We start from the raw sequence: 13,886 nt of genomic DNA on the forward strand, positions 1-13,886 counted from the left end.
CGTCGACGGGGTGCGGCAGACGGCGGCGGAGTTCGGCGGGCTGCTGCGCGGGCGGGTGGCGGTCGGGCTGGTGCCCGGAGCCCTCGGCCATCGCATGGACGTGCCGGCGCTGCTCGCCGACTTCCACGACGCGCATCCCCAGGTGGAGATCACCCTCACCGAGGACACCTCGGACCGGATGCTCGCCGCGCTGCGCCACGGGGAGCTGGACATCGCCGTGGCGGGCCTGCCGGACCCCGAGCCGGCACCGGGCCTCGCCCTCCGGATCGTGATCGACGAACCCTTGGTCGCGGCGGTGGCACCGGGTCATCCGCTGCTCGCCGAACACCGCGGTCGTACGTCCGTCCCGCTGACCGCGTTGCGCGGGCACCGGTTGATCAGCCTTCCTCGGGGGACGGGGGTGCGCGGAGTGCTGGACCGGCTGTGCGCGGAGGCGGGCTTCCGGCCCCGCGTCACCTGCGAGGCGGCGGCCCCGGACGCGCTGATGCGACTCGCGGAACGGGGGCTCGGGGTGGCCGTGGTCCCACGCCCGCAGGACGCCTCCGAGGCCACGACGGCAGCACGAGAGCCGCGGGCGCTGCGGATGCTCCGTATCGACGATGCCCGGGCACGGGGGCGGGTCGCGGTGGTCTGGCGTACGGACGGCCCTGCGGGGCCGGCGGCGCGGGCGTTCCTGGAGACCTTGCGGGAGGGGCTGCCCGGACAGGACTAGTACGCGGCATCGGTCCACTTTCCTCGGAGTGGACCGATACCCGGCCCGGCGCCTCCGCCTACGCTGCCGCCCATGCACCGCACCCTCGCCGACGATCTCGCCCGGCTCCCCGAACTCCTCCAGTCCGCCCGTGACTTCGCCGCCCGTGAGCTGGCCGGTGTGGCCGAGCGGCCGGTCGTCCACCCCGGGAAGGCCCCCGATCACGACCCCCTGCCGGCCGACGGGGCCGGTGCCGAGGGTGCTCTCGCGCGGTTCGCCGAGCGGTGGGCGCCCGGTTTCTCGGGGTCGGCGGGCCCGCGCTACCTCGGCTTCGTCACGGGCGGTGCGACGCCCGCGTCGGTCACCGGGGACTGGCTGACCAGCGCGTACGACCAGAACGTGTCCGGCGCGGCCGGTTCCTGGGCGGCGGCCCTGGAGCGGGAGACGGTCGGCTGGCTGCGCGAGCTGTTCGGACTGGGCGAGGCGCACTCCGGGGCCTTCGTGACCGGCGCGACGGTGTCGAACACGGTGGGGCTGGCCGTCGCCCGCGAGTGGCTCGGCGAGCGCCTGGGCGTGGACGTGTCCCGGGACGGGGCCGCCGCGCTCGGCCCGGTGGACGTGCTCTCCGGGAGCCCGCACTCCAGCGTCACCAAGGCGCTGTCCGTGCTGGGCATCGGCCGGGACCGGCTGCGCCAGGTGCCCGTGCTCGCCGGGAACCGCGAGGCCGTCGACGTGGCCCAACTCGACGCCGCGCTCGCCGAGTTGGGAGGCCGCCCGGCGATCGTCGTGGCGAACGCGGGCACCGTGAACACCGTCGACTTCGACGACCTGCGGGCCATCGCGGCCCTCAAGGAGCGGCACGACTTCTGGCTGCACGTGGACGCCGCGTTCGGCGGTTTCGCCGCGCTCTCCCCCGCCCACGCCCACCTCGTCGACGGGCTCGACGCGGCGGACTCGGTCTGCGTCGACCTGCACAAGTGGCTCAACGTGCCCTATGACGCGGCCGTCCAGTTCACCCGCCGCCGTGACCTCCAGGTCAGGGTGTTCCACAACGCGTCCCCGTACCTCGGCCTGCCGACCGGCGACCCGGACTTCCTCCACCTCACCCCGGAGAACTCCCGGCGGCTGCGCGCCCTCCCGGCCTGGTTCTCCCTCCTGGCCTACGGCCGCGCCGGGCACCGCGAGATCGTCGAGCGCAACGTCGCCCTCGCCCACCGCCTCGGCGAGGGCATCGCCGCGCTCCCGGGCCTGCGGCTGTCCGCGCCGGTCCGGCTGAACGTCGTCTGCTTCACCCTCGCCGAGAACTCGACGCAGGAACGGGTGGCCGCGCTTGCGGAGGCCGTCGCCGCCTCCGGCGAGGCGTTCCTGACTCCGACGGTGTACGAGGGGACGCCCGCGTTGCGCGCCGCGTTCAGCAACTGGCGTACGTCCGAGGCCGATACGGACCGGGTGCTCGCGGCTCTCGCGGCGGCACCGGTTCGCTGATCTGCCGGGGCGGCTACGCCCGCCTCCGTGGCCGGACGGCCTGCCGGAAGCCGGTGTTGACCGCGGTGAGGCCGCCGTCGACGTTCAGGGCCGTGCCGGTGATCCAGGAGGCGTCGCGCGAGGCGAGGAACGCGACGGCCGCCGCGATGTCCTCGGGCTCGCCGACCCGGCCGAGCGGATACAGCCCGCGTACGGCGTCCAGGTCGTCCTCCCGCCCCTCCCAGGCGGAGGTGCGGACGGTGCCCGGCACCACCAGGTTGACCCGCACGCCCCGCTTGGCCGCGTGCCCGGCGAGGGTGCGGGTCAGGGAGCCGAGTCCGGCCTTGGCGGCGCTGTAGGCGTGGTTGCCGAAGTCCTGAACCCCGTTCACGGAACCGATGTTGACGACGGCTCCCCGTCCGGAGGCGGCCAGGTGCGGCAGTGCGGCACGGCAGCAGCGGTACGGTCCGGTCAGCGTGATGTCGAGGTCGCGGGCCCACTCGTCGTCCGGCTCGTCCTCGAAGAGCGGGAGGTCGGGGGTGCAGTGGGCCGCGCTGTTGACCAGGACGTCGAGCGCCCCGAACGTCGCCACGGCATGAGCGACGGCCCGCTCCACCGCCTCCCGGTCCCCCACGTCGCACCCGAACGCCTCGGCCCCGAGGCCGAGTTCGCGCAGCGCCGCCGCCGTCTTCTCCGCCTCGGCCGGATCGACGTCGGTCACCAGCACCCGCGCCCCCTCCTCGGCGAGCCGCCGCGCGACGGCCGCACCGATGCCGCGGGCCGCACCGGTGACGAGAACTCCGTACCCCTCGAAGCGCCTTGAGTCAGTCATGGCCCCGAACGTACTGCCGTAACGATCAACTCGGCAGATACCGTGCGGACATGAACGCGTTCATACAGCAACTGCCCGCGCTGATCGGTGTGGTGATCGGTGCGCTCGGCTCGTATCTGGCGGTGATGCGGGGCGACCGGGTGCGGTTCCGGCACGAGCAGGCGGCGCGTTGGGAGGAACGACGGCTCACCGTGTACACCGAGTACGCCAGGACCCTGAAGGCGTCCGTGACCCTGAACTACCGTGTCGCCTCCCACTTCGGCAACGATCCGCATCCCCATCCGCTGACTCCCGAGGAGGCGACACCGCTGATGGCGGAGGCGTCCGTGGCCAGGGATCCGTCCGGGGAGGCGCTGATCCTGCTGGGGAGTCCTGAGGTGGTGGAGCGGGCCCGGGTGTGGGTCGTCGCGGTGATGGAGATGGAGCAGTTCCTGCGCGACGAGACGCGCGATCCGGTCGCCTGGCAGGCCCTGCTGGCACGGCAGCGCGCCGGTCGCGAGGGCTACAACGCGGCCGTACGGGACGATCTGGCGCTGCCGCCGGGCCACTCCGCGCACTGGCCGGTGACCCGGGCATGACCCCGCCCCTCACCGGTACCCGGTCACGTCCGCCGGCTTCCCCACGTCCTGTACCTCCACCAGGTACCGCCACGCGTCCGGGCGGCTGCCGTCGAGGTCCGTGAAGCCGTAGACCGGGGCGAGTCCGCCGCTGGACAGCGACTGCCCGTTCCAGCGGGCCACTTGGGGGTCGGTCGCGAGGGCGGTGACGGCGCGGCCGACGTAGCGCGGGGTCTCCGAGATGGCGAAGTGGGGGACGCGGTCGAGGGCGTCGCGCCAGTTCTCCTCGCGGACGCCGAACTGGTCGAGCATGATCTCCGAGCGCAGCCAGCCCGGGGTCAGCGCCACTGCGGTGGCGCCGCGCGGGCCGATTTCGTGGCCGAGGGCGAAGGCCATGCGCAGGACGGACGACTTGGCGAGGTCGTAGAAGAAGGAGACGCGGTAGGTGTCGCGGTTGTACTCGGCGGTCCCGTCGGTGACCTCGACGACCAGGCCGCCGGGCCTGCGCAGCAGCAGGGGCAGGGCGTGGTGGCTGGTGATCGCGTGTGTCTCGACCGCCAGCCTGAGGAGGCGGAGCCCTTTGTCGAGGTCGTGCTCCCAGACGGGGGTGTCCCGGGCGAAGAGGTGCTCGCCGCCCCAGATGTCGTTGACGAGGATGTCGAGGCGGCCCTGTTCGTCGTCGATACGGTCGACGAGGGCCCGTACGGCCGGGGGTTCAAGGTGGTCGGTGGGTACGGCGATGCCCTGGCCGCCGGCCGCGGTGACGAGGTCGGCGGTGTCCTCGACGGTCTCGGGCCGGTCGTACTCCGAGCGCCGGGCCCGGGTGGAGCGGCCGGTCACGTAGACGGTGGCGCCGGCCGCGCCCAGTTCCACGGCGATGCCGCGTCCCGCTCCGCGGGTCGCCCCCGCGACCAGCGCGACCTTGCCTTCCAGTGGGCCCGGCATGTCCGACCTCCCGTGCTCGTTCGACGTGTCTCGTGTCGAGCCTGCCGGAGAAGCCGGACATCTCCTGTCGGGTTTTGTCCGAGGCGTCAGTGGCCCCGGGCGATCCACTCCTCCAGCTGCCCGGCCTCGGCGCCGATCGTGGTCGAGTCGCCGTGTCCCGTGAGCACCTTCGTCTCCGGCGGCAGGGTCAGGAGGCGGTCGCGGATGGAGTCGATGATGGTCGGGAAGTGGGAGTACGACCGTCCCGTGGCGCCCGGGCCGCCGTGGAAGAGGGTGTCGCCGGTGAAGACCGTGCCGAGCCCGGGGTCGTAGAGGCAGACCGCGCCGGGCGCGTGCCCTGGCGTGTGCAGGACCTTCAGGTCGGCGCCCGCGGCCTCGATCACCTGGCCGTCGGCGAGATGGGCGTCGGGGTCCCGGTCGGGGTGGGTCTGCTTCCACAGGGGCAGGTCGTCGGGGTGCAGCCAGATCGTGGCGCCGGTGCGGTCCGCGAGGGCGGGGGCGGCGTCGATGTGGTCGTTGTGGGCGTGGGTGCAGATGATGGCGGTCAGTGTGCGGTCGCCGATCGCCGCGAGGATGGCGTCGGCGTCATGGGCGGCGTCGATCACGACGACCTCGTGGTCGTCGCCGACGATCCACACGTTGTTGTCGACGTCCCAGGTGCCGCCGTCGAGCGTGAACTGCCCTGAGGTGACGAGGTGTTCGATGCGCGCGCCCATCAGAGCACCACCACCGAACGCAGCACGTCGCCGCCGTGCATCCGCTCGAACGCCTTCTCCACCTCGTCGAGTTGGACCGTCTCCGTGACGAACGCGCCCAGGTCCAGGCGGCCTTGCTGGTGCAGGTCGATCAGCATCGGGAAGTCACGGGAGGGCAGACAGTCGCCGTACCAGGACGACTTGAGGGAACCGCCGCGCCCGAAGACGTCCAGGAGCGGGAGTTCGAGCTTCATCTCCGGCGTCGGGACGCCGACGAGGACGACCGTGCCGGCCAAGTCACGGCCGTAGAAGGCCTGCTTGTACGTCTCCGGGCGGCCGACCGCCTCGATGACGACATCGGCGCCGAAGCCGCCGGTCAGTTCGCGGATCGCCTCGACGGCGTCGGACGTCTTGGAGTTGACGGTGTGGGTGGCGCCCATCGAGCGGGCCTTCTCCAGCTTGCGGTCGTCGATGTCGACGGCGATGATCCGCGCCGCGCCCGCGAGCCGGGCCCCGGCGATCGCCGCGTCGCCAACTCCGCCGCAGCCGATGACGGCGACGGTGTCGCCGCGCCCGACGTTCCCGGTGTTGATCGCCGCGCCGATACCGGCCATCACGCCGCAGCCGAGGAGACCGGCGACGGCCGGGGAGACGGTCGGGTCGACCTTGGTGCACTGTCCCGCCGCCACCAGTGTCTTGTCGGCGAAGGCGCCGATGCCGAGGGCCGGGGAGAGTTCCTGGCCGGTCGAGGCAAGGGTCATCTTCTGCTTGGCGTTGTGGGTGTTGAAGCAGTACTGCGGCCGGCCGCGCAGACAGGCCCGGCAGTTCCCGCACACCGCACGCCAGTTGAGGATCACGAAGTCGCCCGGGGCGACGTCTGTGACGCCCTCGCCGACCGACTCCACGATCCCCGCCGCCTCGTGCCCCAGCAGGAAGGGGAAGTCGTCGCTGATGCCGCCCTGCTTGTAGTGCAGGTCGGTGTGACAGACCCCGCAGGCCTGTACCTTCACCACGGCCTCACCGGGGCCGGGGTCGGGTACGACGATCGTCTCGACCCGGACCGGTTCGTTCTTTCCCGGCGCGATCACGCCGCGCACTTCCTGCGCCATGGTCCTGAACCCTTTCGTCGATCGTTGTCCCTGCCCGAGACCCTACGCGTGACTGATCGGTAAGGGCACGACAGCGGGTCGACACCGCCGGCGGCGGCCGACGTAGCCTGAATGTTCCGACCGCATCCCGAGGAGCACTGTGGCCATCGCAGGGACTCGGAGCGACCCGCCGGCCTGGCGGCTGCTCCTCGACTACGTACGGCCGCACCGCTGGGCCCTGTTGGCGGGCGCGCTGCTCTCGCTGGTCACCGGCGGCACCGGGCTGTTGCTGCCGTTGGTGGCGCGGGGACTCATCGACGACCTCTCGCACGACCGGACGATCACCGGGGCGTTGCTCGCGATGTCGGCGCTGGTGGTCGCCAACGCGGCGCTGGGCGCGCTGGGTTCGTATGTTCTGCGGCGCACCGCCGAGTCGGTGGTGCTCGGCGCGCGGCGGGCCCTGTCGTCGTATCTGCTGCGGCTGCGGATCAGCGCGGTGGACCGCAGCGAGCCCGGCGACCTGATGGCCCGCATCACCTCCGACACCACGCTCCTGCGCGAGGTCACCACCGATTCGCTGGTCGGTCTCGGCACCGAAGGGCTCATTCTCGTCGCGACGGTGGTGCTGATGGGTCTGGTCGACCCCGTGCTGCTGGCCGTCACCCTTGCCGTGATCGTGGGCGCGGGCACCGTGCTCAGTGTGATCGTGCCGCGCATCAACCGGGCCAGCCGGCAGGCGCAGGACGCGATCGGTGTGATGGGCGCCTCGCTGGAGCGGATCCTCGGCGCGCTGCGCACGGTGAAGGCGTCCGGCGCCGAGAACCGCGAGGAGCGCACCCTGCACGCGGCGGCCGAGGAGTCCTGGCGGCAGAGCATCCGCGCGGCCAAGTGGGCTGCGGCGGCGGGCAATACGGCCGGCCTGTCGATGCAGATCGCGTTCATCACCGTCCTCGCGGTGGGCGGGGCACGGGTGGCGACGGGCGCGATCGACGTCGGCACACTGGTCGCGTTCCTCCTCTACGTCTTCTACCTGATGATGCCCGTCCAGCAGGTCGTCGGCGCGATCACGCAGTACCAGACGGGCGCGGCGGCCCTCTCCCGCATCCAGGAAGCGCTCCAGCTCCCCGCCGAACCCCCTTCCCTCCCGGCCCAGTTGCCCTCCCCCGGCGCCGAGCCCGCGGCCCTCGCCTTCGACGACGTCCGCTTCCGCTACGCCGACGACCTGCCCTACGTCCACCACGGCGTGACCTTCGAGGTACCGGCCCAGGGCATGACGGCGTTCGTCGGCCCGTCCGGCGCGGGCAAGACCACCGTGTTCTCCCTCATCGAGCGCTTCTACGACCCCGAGTCCGGCGCCATCACCCTCGACGGCCGGGACCTCGCGGACTGGGAGCTGTCCGGGCTCCGGTCCGCCATCGGCTATGTGGAGCAGGACGCGCCGGTCCTGTCGGGCTCACTGCGCGACAACCTGCTACTCGGCAACCCGGACGCGGACGACGACGCCGTCACCCGCGTCCTGAAGACGACCCGTCTCGACGGTCTGGTCGCCCGGCTCCCGAAGGGCGTCGACACCCTGGTCGGCCACCGCGGCACCCGCCTCTCCGGCGGCGAACGCCAGCGCGTCGCGATCGCCCGCGCCCTGCTGCGCCATCCCCGACTGCTGCTCCTGGACGAGGCGACCTCGCAGCTGGACGCGGTCAACGAGGCGGCCCTGCGCGACACCGTCGCCGATGTGGCCCGTACGACGACGGTCCTGGTCGTCGCGCACCGGCTGTCCACGGTGACGATGGCCGACCGGATCGTCGTCATGGACGCGGGCCGGGTCCGCGCGGTGGGGACGCACCGGGAGCTGGTGAGCGCCGACCCGCTCTACGCGGAGCTGGCGGCGACGCAGTTCCTGGCGACGGCGGGCTGATGCCGCCGCACGACTGAGGGCCGCCCGTTTCCGGACGGCCCTCAAGGTCTGCGCGCTGCGCGGTCCCGCTACTCGACGGCGGGGAGGAGTCCCGTGACCGGCGCGGCCATGTCGGTGACCTGGTGCAGCTGCTGGAGGTCGTTCAGGTGGTTCAGCGCCTTCATCTGGTCGGCGACCTTCGGGATCTGCGCCTGGTGCTCGGCGGGGATCTCGCTCACCGCGAGCGAGTCCAGGAGGGCGACCGGGCTGACCTTGCCGTCCTTGAAGGCGGGCGCGTCGGCGGCGTTCGCCATCGGCGCGACGAGACCGGTGACCCCGACGGCGAGACCAACGGCGGCGGCAATACGTCGTGTTGAAATCATGCTTCCAGCAACGCGGACGGTAGCCGCACGGTCACGGGCACCGGTCGCCGCTCACCCGTCAGGCGGAGTACGCCCGCTCGGTTTGCCGACCCCGGCGCGGCGGAGGAGTCTCGTAGGAGAGGCCCGCGCGGCTCGCTCCTGTTCGGGCCGCGGCCCTCCGAGGAGGTCACCATGGGCACCGCGGCACGCCCCGGCTTCGACACCGAAGCCCTGCGCCGGGGCATCGAAGATCACACAGCGGCGACACTTCTGTCGCTCTACGCCGACGACGCGGAGATCCACGTCGTCGACCATCAGACCCAGCCCAGCAATCCCAAGGTCCTGCACGGCCGGGACGAGATCGGCGCCATGCTCGCCGATGTCTACAGCCGCGACATGACGCACAAACTGGAGGAGTGCGTCGTACAGGGGGACCGAGTCGCCTACAGCGAGTCCTGTCAGTACGCCGACGGGACCCGGGTCCTGGCCGAGTCGATGCTCGTACTGGACGACGGCAAGATCACCCGGCAGACCATGATCCAGGCATGGGACGGCTAGCGAATTTGGTGCCGAAGGTCCGGGTCACCACCCGGCTGACCTGGACCTTCTCGGCCAGCACGGTACCCGCCGGCACCGCTAGGACTCGACGGCGAGCACCAGTTTCCGCAGCAGGTCTGCGAGCGTCCGCCGCTCTGCTGGGGTCAGTGCTGCGAGCAGCGCGAGCTCGCCCGCTTCCTCCGCCGCCACATGCTCCTCAAGGACTGCGTATCCGGCGTCGGTGAGCCGCACCCGCACCCGCCGCCGGTCCCCCGTCTCATGGGTACGGGCGATCAGCCCCGCCTCCTCGACGGCCGCCAGCCGCGCGGAGAGCGCCCCACGCGTCAGTCCCAGCAGTTCCGCCAACTGTGACGGGCTCGTCTCGTACGGCGGCCCGAGCCTGCGCAGCATCAGCAGCACCTTGAACTGCCACTGCTTGAGCCCGTCGGCGTCGAGCACGTCCCGCCGCGCCTGACCGGCGTGGCGGGCCAGGATCGCCAGCCGGAAGAAGACCTGCTCCTTCACCGGGTCCATCCAGGGGAGTTCCTTCGCCCAGAGCGCCACATGCCGGTCGACCGAGTCGTCCACGTCTGCCTCCCGCAGTGGTTTTCTTGTGGATAGTTTTTCGCATAACTACCTTCCCCGCCATGACATCCACAGTGAACGCGGCCATCCCCGTCGAAGAACTCATCGCCGCAGCCCACGAGTTGAGCGTGACGGGACGATGGCAGCGCGCCTCCCGCCTGCTGGACGCGTGCACCGCCGACGAGCCGGACCCCCGGGCGCGGATCGCCCGCGCCGCCGCCCAAGTGGCCCTGGAACAGGACTGGTTCGCGGGTACGGACACCGCGACGGCACGTATCGAAGCGGCCGGGAAGGAGTTCCCGGGCGGTGACTGGGACCTGGACTTCGCGCGGCTGCGGAACACCTATCGCCGACTGCTCGTCGTCGACGGTCGACTGCGGCTGGGCCCCGACGGCAAGGATCCGAAAACCCTCGCGTCCCTGCTCCGCGAGGCGCAGGCGCTGCGGGACAGCGCCCCGGACGAGGGGCGCCGGGGCTGGGCCGAGATGTACCTCGGCCTGATCACGGACAACCACTTCGCCGACCTGGCGGGAGCACCCCCTCACTACGCATCCGCACTGCGCGCCGCCGAGTCCGGCGACGACCCGTTGCTGGCCCGCGAGGCCCTGCGCCACCTCGGCGACCACGACCACGACGCCGGTGACCACGACCTGGCCCTGGACCGCTGGCGCCGGGCGACCACACTGGGCGCCGGCGCAGGCACGGTCCCCGGCACGCTGTCCCAACTGCTGCTGCTCGCCGTCCTGGCCCGGGACTCGGGTGACGAGGCCGGGGCCAAGGCGCTCGCGACGGAGGTCGAGCGCTGGGCGAGCGCCATCGGAGCCCCACGTCTCGCAGCACAGGCCCGGGGATTCCTCGCCGGTGTCGACCCGACGGCACCGCCCGAGGAGAGCGGGTCCTGACGGCCATAGTCCCCTCGGTTACGCTGTTCGTGGGTCGTGACTGGCGCTGAGGTGGAGCACCACCGTGGAGCGGCCCACGCGGAGTCGATGCCGTGCGCCTGGGCGATTGGTCAACCAGCTCAGGAGTGGATCATGTCTCAAGCACGGCTCATGGACGGCACCGCGCTCGCCCGGCGCATCGTCGAGGACACCGCGAAGCAGGCCGCCGACCTCACTGAACGCACCGGTACGGCGCCCTGTCTGGCGACGGTCCTGGTCGGCTCGGACCCGGCATCCGTCACCTACGTCCGGATGAAGCAGAACCGCAGCCGCAAGGCCGGCATCGAGTCCCGGCACGTCGAACTCCCCGCCGCCACGACCACAGCCGAACTGGTCGCGACCCTCACCGCGCTCTCCGCCGACCCCGCCGTGCACGGCATCCTGCTCCAGCACCCGATGGGCGAACACATCGACGAGCGGGCCGCGTTCGAGGCGATCGCGCCAGAGAAGGACGTCGACGGCGTCACCTTCGCGTCCTTCGCGGCGATGAGCTTCGGCCTGCCGGGCTTCGTGTCCTGCACACCCGGCGGCATCATGCGGCTGCTCGACGAGTACGACGTCGACCCGTCCGGCAAGCGGGCCGTCGTCGTGGGCCGCAGCGCGATCCTCGGCAAGCCGGCCGGCATGCTCCTGCTGGCCCGCGACGCGACGGTGACGTACTGCCACTCCCGCACCCGGGACCTGTCGGCGGCGGTCCGCGAGGCGGACATCGTGGTCGCCGCCGTGGGCCGCCCCCGGCTGATCCGCGGCGAGGACATCAAGCCGGGCGCGGTCGTGCTCGACGCGGGCTACAACGCGGGAAACGTCGGCGACGTCGACTTCGACTCGGCCGCCGAGCGCGCCTCGCTGATCACACCGGTGCCGGGCGGCGTCGGCCCGATGACGATCGCCACGCTCCTGGAACAGACGGTGACGGCTGCCGCCCGGCAGCTCGGCGTGTGATCAGCGCGTCCACGCGCTGTAGTCCATGACGGCCCCGGCCTTGACGCCGTACTCGGGCTGGTCCTTCGTGAAGGTGCTCTCCATTCCGAGGACGGCGCCGGTGGCCGGGTCCATGATCAGCATCAGACGGGTGGCGGACTGCTGATAGACGTACGCCTGCCCGCGCCGCCCGAGGCGGTCGGTCACCTCCCCCACCGGCCGCAGTCCGTCCGCCCCCGCGAGCACCCGCGCCAACGCGGCCGACTCACGCGCCCCAAGCGTCCAGTGGTCCAGCAACTCCCCCACGGCGTCGAGGAGTTCGGGGGTGGTCAACGGCGTCTTGCTGTACGCCGTCTCCTGGAGGTACGCCCGCAGTCCCGCCACGTCGTGCGGAGGCCGGGCCTCGGGCGGGACATCGCTCCAACTCGGCGGATACGTCGTCTCCTTGAGGACATGCCCGTGCTCGACGACACGTTCCGTGTGACTGTCGTCCGCGTTCCAGCGCACGATGCGTTCCTCGGGGATGGTGACCGGTGGTTTGTCGTCGGACATGCCGAGACTCCAGGACTGCACGTGAGTTCCCTTGCGCAGAGCGGGAGTTCCGTCGACCGCGACCGCCGCGGCGAGGGCGGCGAGCTGTTTCAGGGCTACGGGCGTGGAGTGCGCCTGCACGACCAAGGGGCGGGGCGCCGCCACGGCAGGAGTGCCGCTCGGTCCGCCCAGCAACAGCGTGAACGCGGTCGCCACTACGGCGACTCCGGCCACGAGACTCCAGAGCAGCCGGCGACGCCCGGTCCGCCGTTCGTGCAGCAGCAGCCGGTTGAGCCGACGCTCGGCATGATGGTCCAGAGGTCCATCGCCGTAGAAGGGCCCTTCCGCGGTGAACGGATTGGCGCTGCGCAGGAGTTCAAGTTCATCGGCCACGGCGATGCTCCTCCGGCTCAGCTGCGGCGCCCCACAGGGGCGCGGGGAACTGCGCGACCAGCCACGACGGCGCCGCAGAGTACTCGATCAACACCCCGCACCTCCAAGCACCACGAGCCGATCGATCTCCGCTCTCAATCTCCGCCGCGCCCGATGCAACCTCATAGCCGCAGCCCGCACCCCACACCCAAGAACCACGGCAACCTCCTCCACACCCAGCTCCTCCCATGCCGTCAGCCGCAGTACCTCCTGATCGGCCGACGACAAGCGCGCGAGCGCCTCGTGCACCCAGGCGCCGGGCGCCTCCGTATCCGGCCCGGCAGCAACCTGCCGCCCGTGCGCGCTCTCGTCGTTGCCCAACCGGTCGACGAGCCTGCGGCGGCGCCCATACCCCCGTACCGCGTTTGCCAGGCAGTTGCGGGCAACGCCGTACAGCCAGGGCAACGGCGCCGGCGGCAGATCCGCACGGCGGCGCCAGGCGACGGTGAAGACCTCCGCCACCACTTCCTCGACCTCGCTGTTCCGCCCGTCCAGTCGCCGGGCAACGTAGCGGCTGACCGCCCAGTAGTGCTCGCGATAGGCAGCGGCGAAGTTCTCGTCGTTGCTCATGTTCCGTTCTTGTCCGGCACCCGGGCGATCGTCACACCCGGTTTCGTGATTCTCGTCGCGCCCGTCGAGTGTGATGTGCGGGCGGGGCGCGGACACAGGCGGGGCGTGAGAGACCTCAAGAGCATCAAGTGGCTGACGACCACGGATCACAAGACGATCGGGACGCTGTACCTGGTCACGTCGTTCGCGTTCTTCCTGATCGGCGGCGTCATGGCGCTCCTCATGCGCGCCGAACTCGCCAGACCAGGCTTGCAGATCATGTCGAACGAGCAGTTCAACCAGGCGTTCACGATGCACGGCACGATCATGCTGCTGATGTTCGCGACGCCCCTGTTCGCCGGTTTCACGAACTGGATCATGCCGCTGCAGATCGGCGCGCCCGACGTGGCGTTCCCGCGGCTGAACATGTTCGCCTACTGGCTCTACCTCTTCGGCTCGACGATCGCGGTCGGTGGCTTCCTCACCCCGCAGGGTGCGGCCGACTTCGGCTGGTTCGCCTACAGCCCGCTGTCGGACGCGGTCCGCTCACCGGGCATCGGCGCCGACATGTGGATCATGGGTCTGGCCTTCTCCGGCTTCGGCACCATCCTCGGCGCGGTCAACTTCATCACCACGATCATCTGCATGCGCGCACCGGGCATGACGATGTTCCGCATGCCGATCTTCGTGTGGAACGTGCTGCTGACCGCCGTCCTGGTCCTGCTGGCCTTCCCGGTCCTCGCCGCCGCGCTGTTCGCGCTGGAGGCGGATCGGAAATTCGGGGCACACGTCTTCGACGCCGCCAACGGCGGGGCCCTGCTGTGGCAGCACCTCTTCTGGTTCTTCGGCCATCCAGAGGTGT

At 71.5% G+C, this 13,886-nt stretch carries 16 protein-coding genes and 1 riboswitch; of the genes, 8 read left to right on the forward strand and 8 right to left on the reverse strand.

What is annotated here, in order from left to right; all coding sequences use genetic code 11:
* Both R6V09_RS29690 and R6V09_RS29695 read left to right on the forward strand, forming a co-directional pair.
* A partial coding sequence (locus R6V09_RS29690; protein WP_317884533.1) for a LysR substrate-binding domain-containing protein occupies positions 1-712 on the forward strand: 712 nt, incomplete at its 5' end.
* A 72-nt stretch (positions 713-784) separates the two neighbouring features.
* A complete protein-coding gene (locus R6V09_RS29695) occupies positions 785-2,176 on the forward strand; it encodes a pyridoxal phosphate-dependent decarboxylase family protein (RefSeq protein ID WP_317884534.1) in 1,392 nt (463 codons plus the stop codon).
* Positions 2,177-2,189: 13 nt separating this feature from the next.
* On the opposite strand, the gene R6V09_RS29700 is transcribed toward R6V09_RS29695, so the two are convergent.
* The gene (locus tag R6V09_RS29700) at positions 2,190-2,987 is read right to left on the reverse strand and encodes an SDR family NAD(P)-dependent oxidoreductase (RefSeq protein ID WP_317884535.1); all 798 of its coding nucleotides are present in this window, start codon (positions 2,985-2,987) and stop codon (positions 2,190-2,192) included.
* Positions 2,988-3,037: 50 nt separating this feature from the next.
* On the opposite strand from R6V09_RS29700, the gene R6V09_RS29705 reads away from it, so the two are divergent.
* Positions 3,038-3,565 (forward strand): hypothetical protein, encoded by a 528-nt coding sequence (locus R6V09_RS29705; RefSeq protein WP_317884536.1) that lies wholly within the window; start codon positions 3,038-3,040, stop codon positions 3,563-3,565.
* A 9-nt stretch (positions 3,566-3,574) separates the two neighbouring features.
* Here the strand turns inward: R6V09_RS29705 and R6V09_RS29710 are convergent, their stop codons facing one another.
* The 3 genes from R6V09_RS29710 to R6V09_RS29720 all read right to left on the reverse strand — a co-directional run bounded on the left by R6V09_RS29710 (position 3,575) and on the right by R6V09_RS29720 (position 6,293).
* Positions 3,575-4,489 carry an SDR family oxidoreductase gene (locus R6V09_RS29710; protein WP_317884537.1) on the reverse strand — a complete coding sequence of 305 codons (915 nt, stop codon included), beginning with the start codon at positions 4,487-4,489 and terminating at the stop codon, positions 3,575-3,577.
* A gap of 86 nt (positions 4,490-4,575) precedes the next feature.
* The gene (locus R6V09_RS29715; RefSeq protein WP_317884538.1) at positions 4,576-5,205 is read right to left on the reverse strand and encodes an MBL fold metallo-hydrolase; all 630 of its coding nucleotides are present in this window, start codon (positions 5,203-5,205) and stop codon (positions 4,576-4,578) included.
* A complete protein-coding gene (locus R6V09_RS29720) occupies positions 5,205-6,293 on the reverse strand; it encodes an S-(hydroxymethyl)mycothiol dehydrogenase (protein ID WP_317884539.1) in 1,089 nt (362 codons plus the stop codon). Before R6V09_RS29720 ends, R6V09_RS29715 begins: the two co-directional genes overlap by 1 nt.
* 139 nt (positions 6,294-6,432) lie before the next feature.
* On the opposite strand from R6V09_RS29720, the gene R6V09_RS29725 reads away from it, so the two are divergent.
* Positions 6,433-8,187: an ABC transporter ATP-binding protein gene (locus R6V09_RS29725; protein WP_317884540.1), complete on the forward strand. Its 1,755-nt coding sequence runs from the start codon at positions 6,433-6,435 to the stop codon at positions 8,185-8,187.
* Positions 8,188-8,255: 68 nt separating this feature from the next.
* On the opposite strand, the gene R6V09_RS29730 is transcribed toward R6V09_RS29725, so the two are convergent.
* Complete coding sequence (locus R6V09_RS29730) at positions 8,256-8,549, reverse strand: hypothetical protein (RefSeq protein WP_317884541.1); 294 nt, start codon at positions 8,547-8,549, stop codon at positions 8,256-8,258.
* A 171-nt stretch (positions 8,550-8,720) separates the two neighbouring features.
* Here R6V09_RS29730 and R6V09_RS29735 point away from each other — a divergent pair, with 171 nt between their 5' ends.
* On the forward strand, positions 8,721-9,086 hold the full coding sequence (locus R6V09_RS29735; RefSeq protein WP_317884542.1) for a nuclear transport factor 2 family protein: 366 nt from the start codon (positions 8,721-8,723) through the stop codon (positions 9,084-9,086).
* 78 nt (positions 9,087-9,164) lie between these two features.
* Here R6V09_RS29735 and R6V09_RS29740 read toward each other — a convergent pair whose 3' ends face one another.
* A complete protein-coding gene (locus R6V09_RS29740) occupies positions 9,165-9,653 on the reverse strand; it encodes a MarR family winged helix-turn-helix transcriptional regulator (protein ID WP_317884543.1) in 489 nt (162 codons plus the stop codon).
* A 59-nt stretch (positions 9,654-9,712) separates the two neighbouring features.
* On the opposite strand from R6V09_RS29740, the gene R6V09_RS29745 reads away from it, so the two are divergent.
* Positions 9,713-10,552: a hypothetical protein gene (locus R6V09_RS29745; RefSeq protein ID WP_317884544.1), complete on the forward strand. Its 840-nt coding sequence runs from the start codon at positions 9,713-9,715 to the stop codon at positions 10,550-10,552.
* 26 nt (positions 10,553-10,578) lie between these two features.
* A riboswitch (ZMP/ZTP riboswitch) is annotated at positions 10,579-10,663 on the forward strand.
* 21 nt (positions 10,664-10,684) lie between these two features.
* Entirely contained in the window at positions 10,685-11,533 is an 849-nt protein-coding gene (locus R6V09_RS29750; protein ID WP_317884545.1) for a bifunctional 5,10-methylenetetrahydrofolate dehydrogenase/5,10-methenyltetrahydrofolate cyclohydrolase, read from the forward strand.
* Here the strand turns inward: R6V09_RS29750 and R6V09_RS29755 are convergent, their stop codons facing one another.
* Positions 11,534-12,436 (reverse strand): CU044_5270 family protein, encoded by a 903-nt coding sequence (locus tag R6V09_RS29755; protein WP_317884546.1) that lies wholly within the window; start codon positions 12,434-12,436, stop codon positions 11,534-11,536. It abuts the gene before it with no gap.
* 87 nt (positions 12,437-12,523) lie between these two features.
* Complete coding sequence (locus tag R6V09_RS29760) at positions 12,524-13,045, reverse strand: RNA polymerase sigma factor (protein ID WP_317884547.1); 522 nt, start codon at positions 13,043-13,045, stop codon at positions 12,524-12,526.
* A 105-nt stretch (positions 13,046-13,150) separates the two neighbouring features.
* Here R6V09_RS29760 and R6V09_RS29765 point away from each other — a divergent pair.
* A partial coding sequence (locus R6V09_RS29765) for a cytochrome c oxidase subunit I (RefSeq protein WP_317884548.1) occupies positions 13,151-13,886 on the forward strand: 736 nt, incomplete at its 3' end.

Origin of the sequence: Streptomyces sp. W16 (assembly GCF_033194735.1) — a bacterium.
Lineage (GTDB): Bacteria > Actinomycetota > Actinomycetes > Streptomycetales > Streptomycetaceae > Streptomyces.

Excerpts from the sequence above, each read along its gene's own strand:
- R6V09_RS29695 (WP_317884534.1), top strand. The coding sequence starts at position 785 with ATGCACCGCACCCTCGCCGACGATCTCGCCCGGCTCCCCGAACTCCTC.
- R6V09_RS29700 (WP_317884535.1), bottom strand. The coding sequence starts at position 2,987 with ATGACTGACTCAAGGCGCTTCGAGGGGTACGGAGTTCTCGTCACCGGT.
- R6V09_RS29705 (WP_317884536.1), top strand. The coding sequence starts at position 3,038 with ATGAACGCGTTCATACAGCAACTGCCCGCGCTGATCGGTGTGGTGATC.
- R6V09_RS29710 (WP_317884537.1), bottom strand. The coding sequence starts at position 4,489 with ATGCCGGGCCCACTGGAAGGCAAGGTCGCGCTGGTCGCGGGGGCGACC.
- R6V09_RS29715 (WP_317884538.1), bottom strand. The coding sequence starts at position 5,205 with ATGGGCGCGCGCATCGAACACCTCGTCACCTCAGGGCAGTTCACGCTC.
- R6V09_RS29720 (WP_317884539.1), bottom strand. The coding sequence starts at position 6,293 with ATGGCGCAGGAAGTGCGCGGCGTGATCGCGCCGGGAAAGAACGAACCG.
- R6V09_RS29730 (WP_317884541.1), bottom strand. The coding sequence starts at position 8,549 with ATGATTTCAACACGACGTATTGCCGCCGCCGTTGGTCTCGCCGTCGGG.
- R6V09_RS29735 (WP_317884542.1), top strand. The coding sequence starts at position 8,721 with ATGGGCACCGCGGCACGCCCCGGCTTCGACACCGAAGCCCTGCGCCGG.
- R6V09_RS29745 (WP_317884544.1), top strand. The coding sequence starts at position 9,713 with ATGACATCCACAGTGAACGCGGCCATCCCCGTCGAAGAACTCATCGCC.
- R6V09_RS29750 (WP_317884545.1), top strand. The coding sequence starts at position 10,685 with ATGTCTCAAGCACGGCTCATGGACGGCACCGCGCTCGCCCGGCGCATC.
- R6V09_RS29760 (WP_317884547.1), bottom strand. The coding sequence starts at position 13,045 with ATGAGCAACGACGAGAACTTCGCCGCTGCCTATCGCGAGCACTACTGG.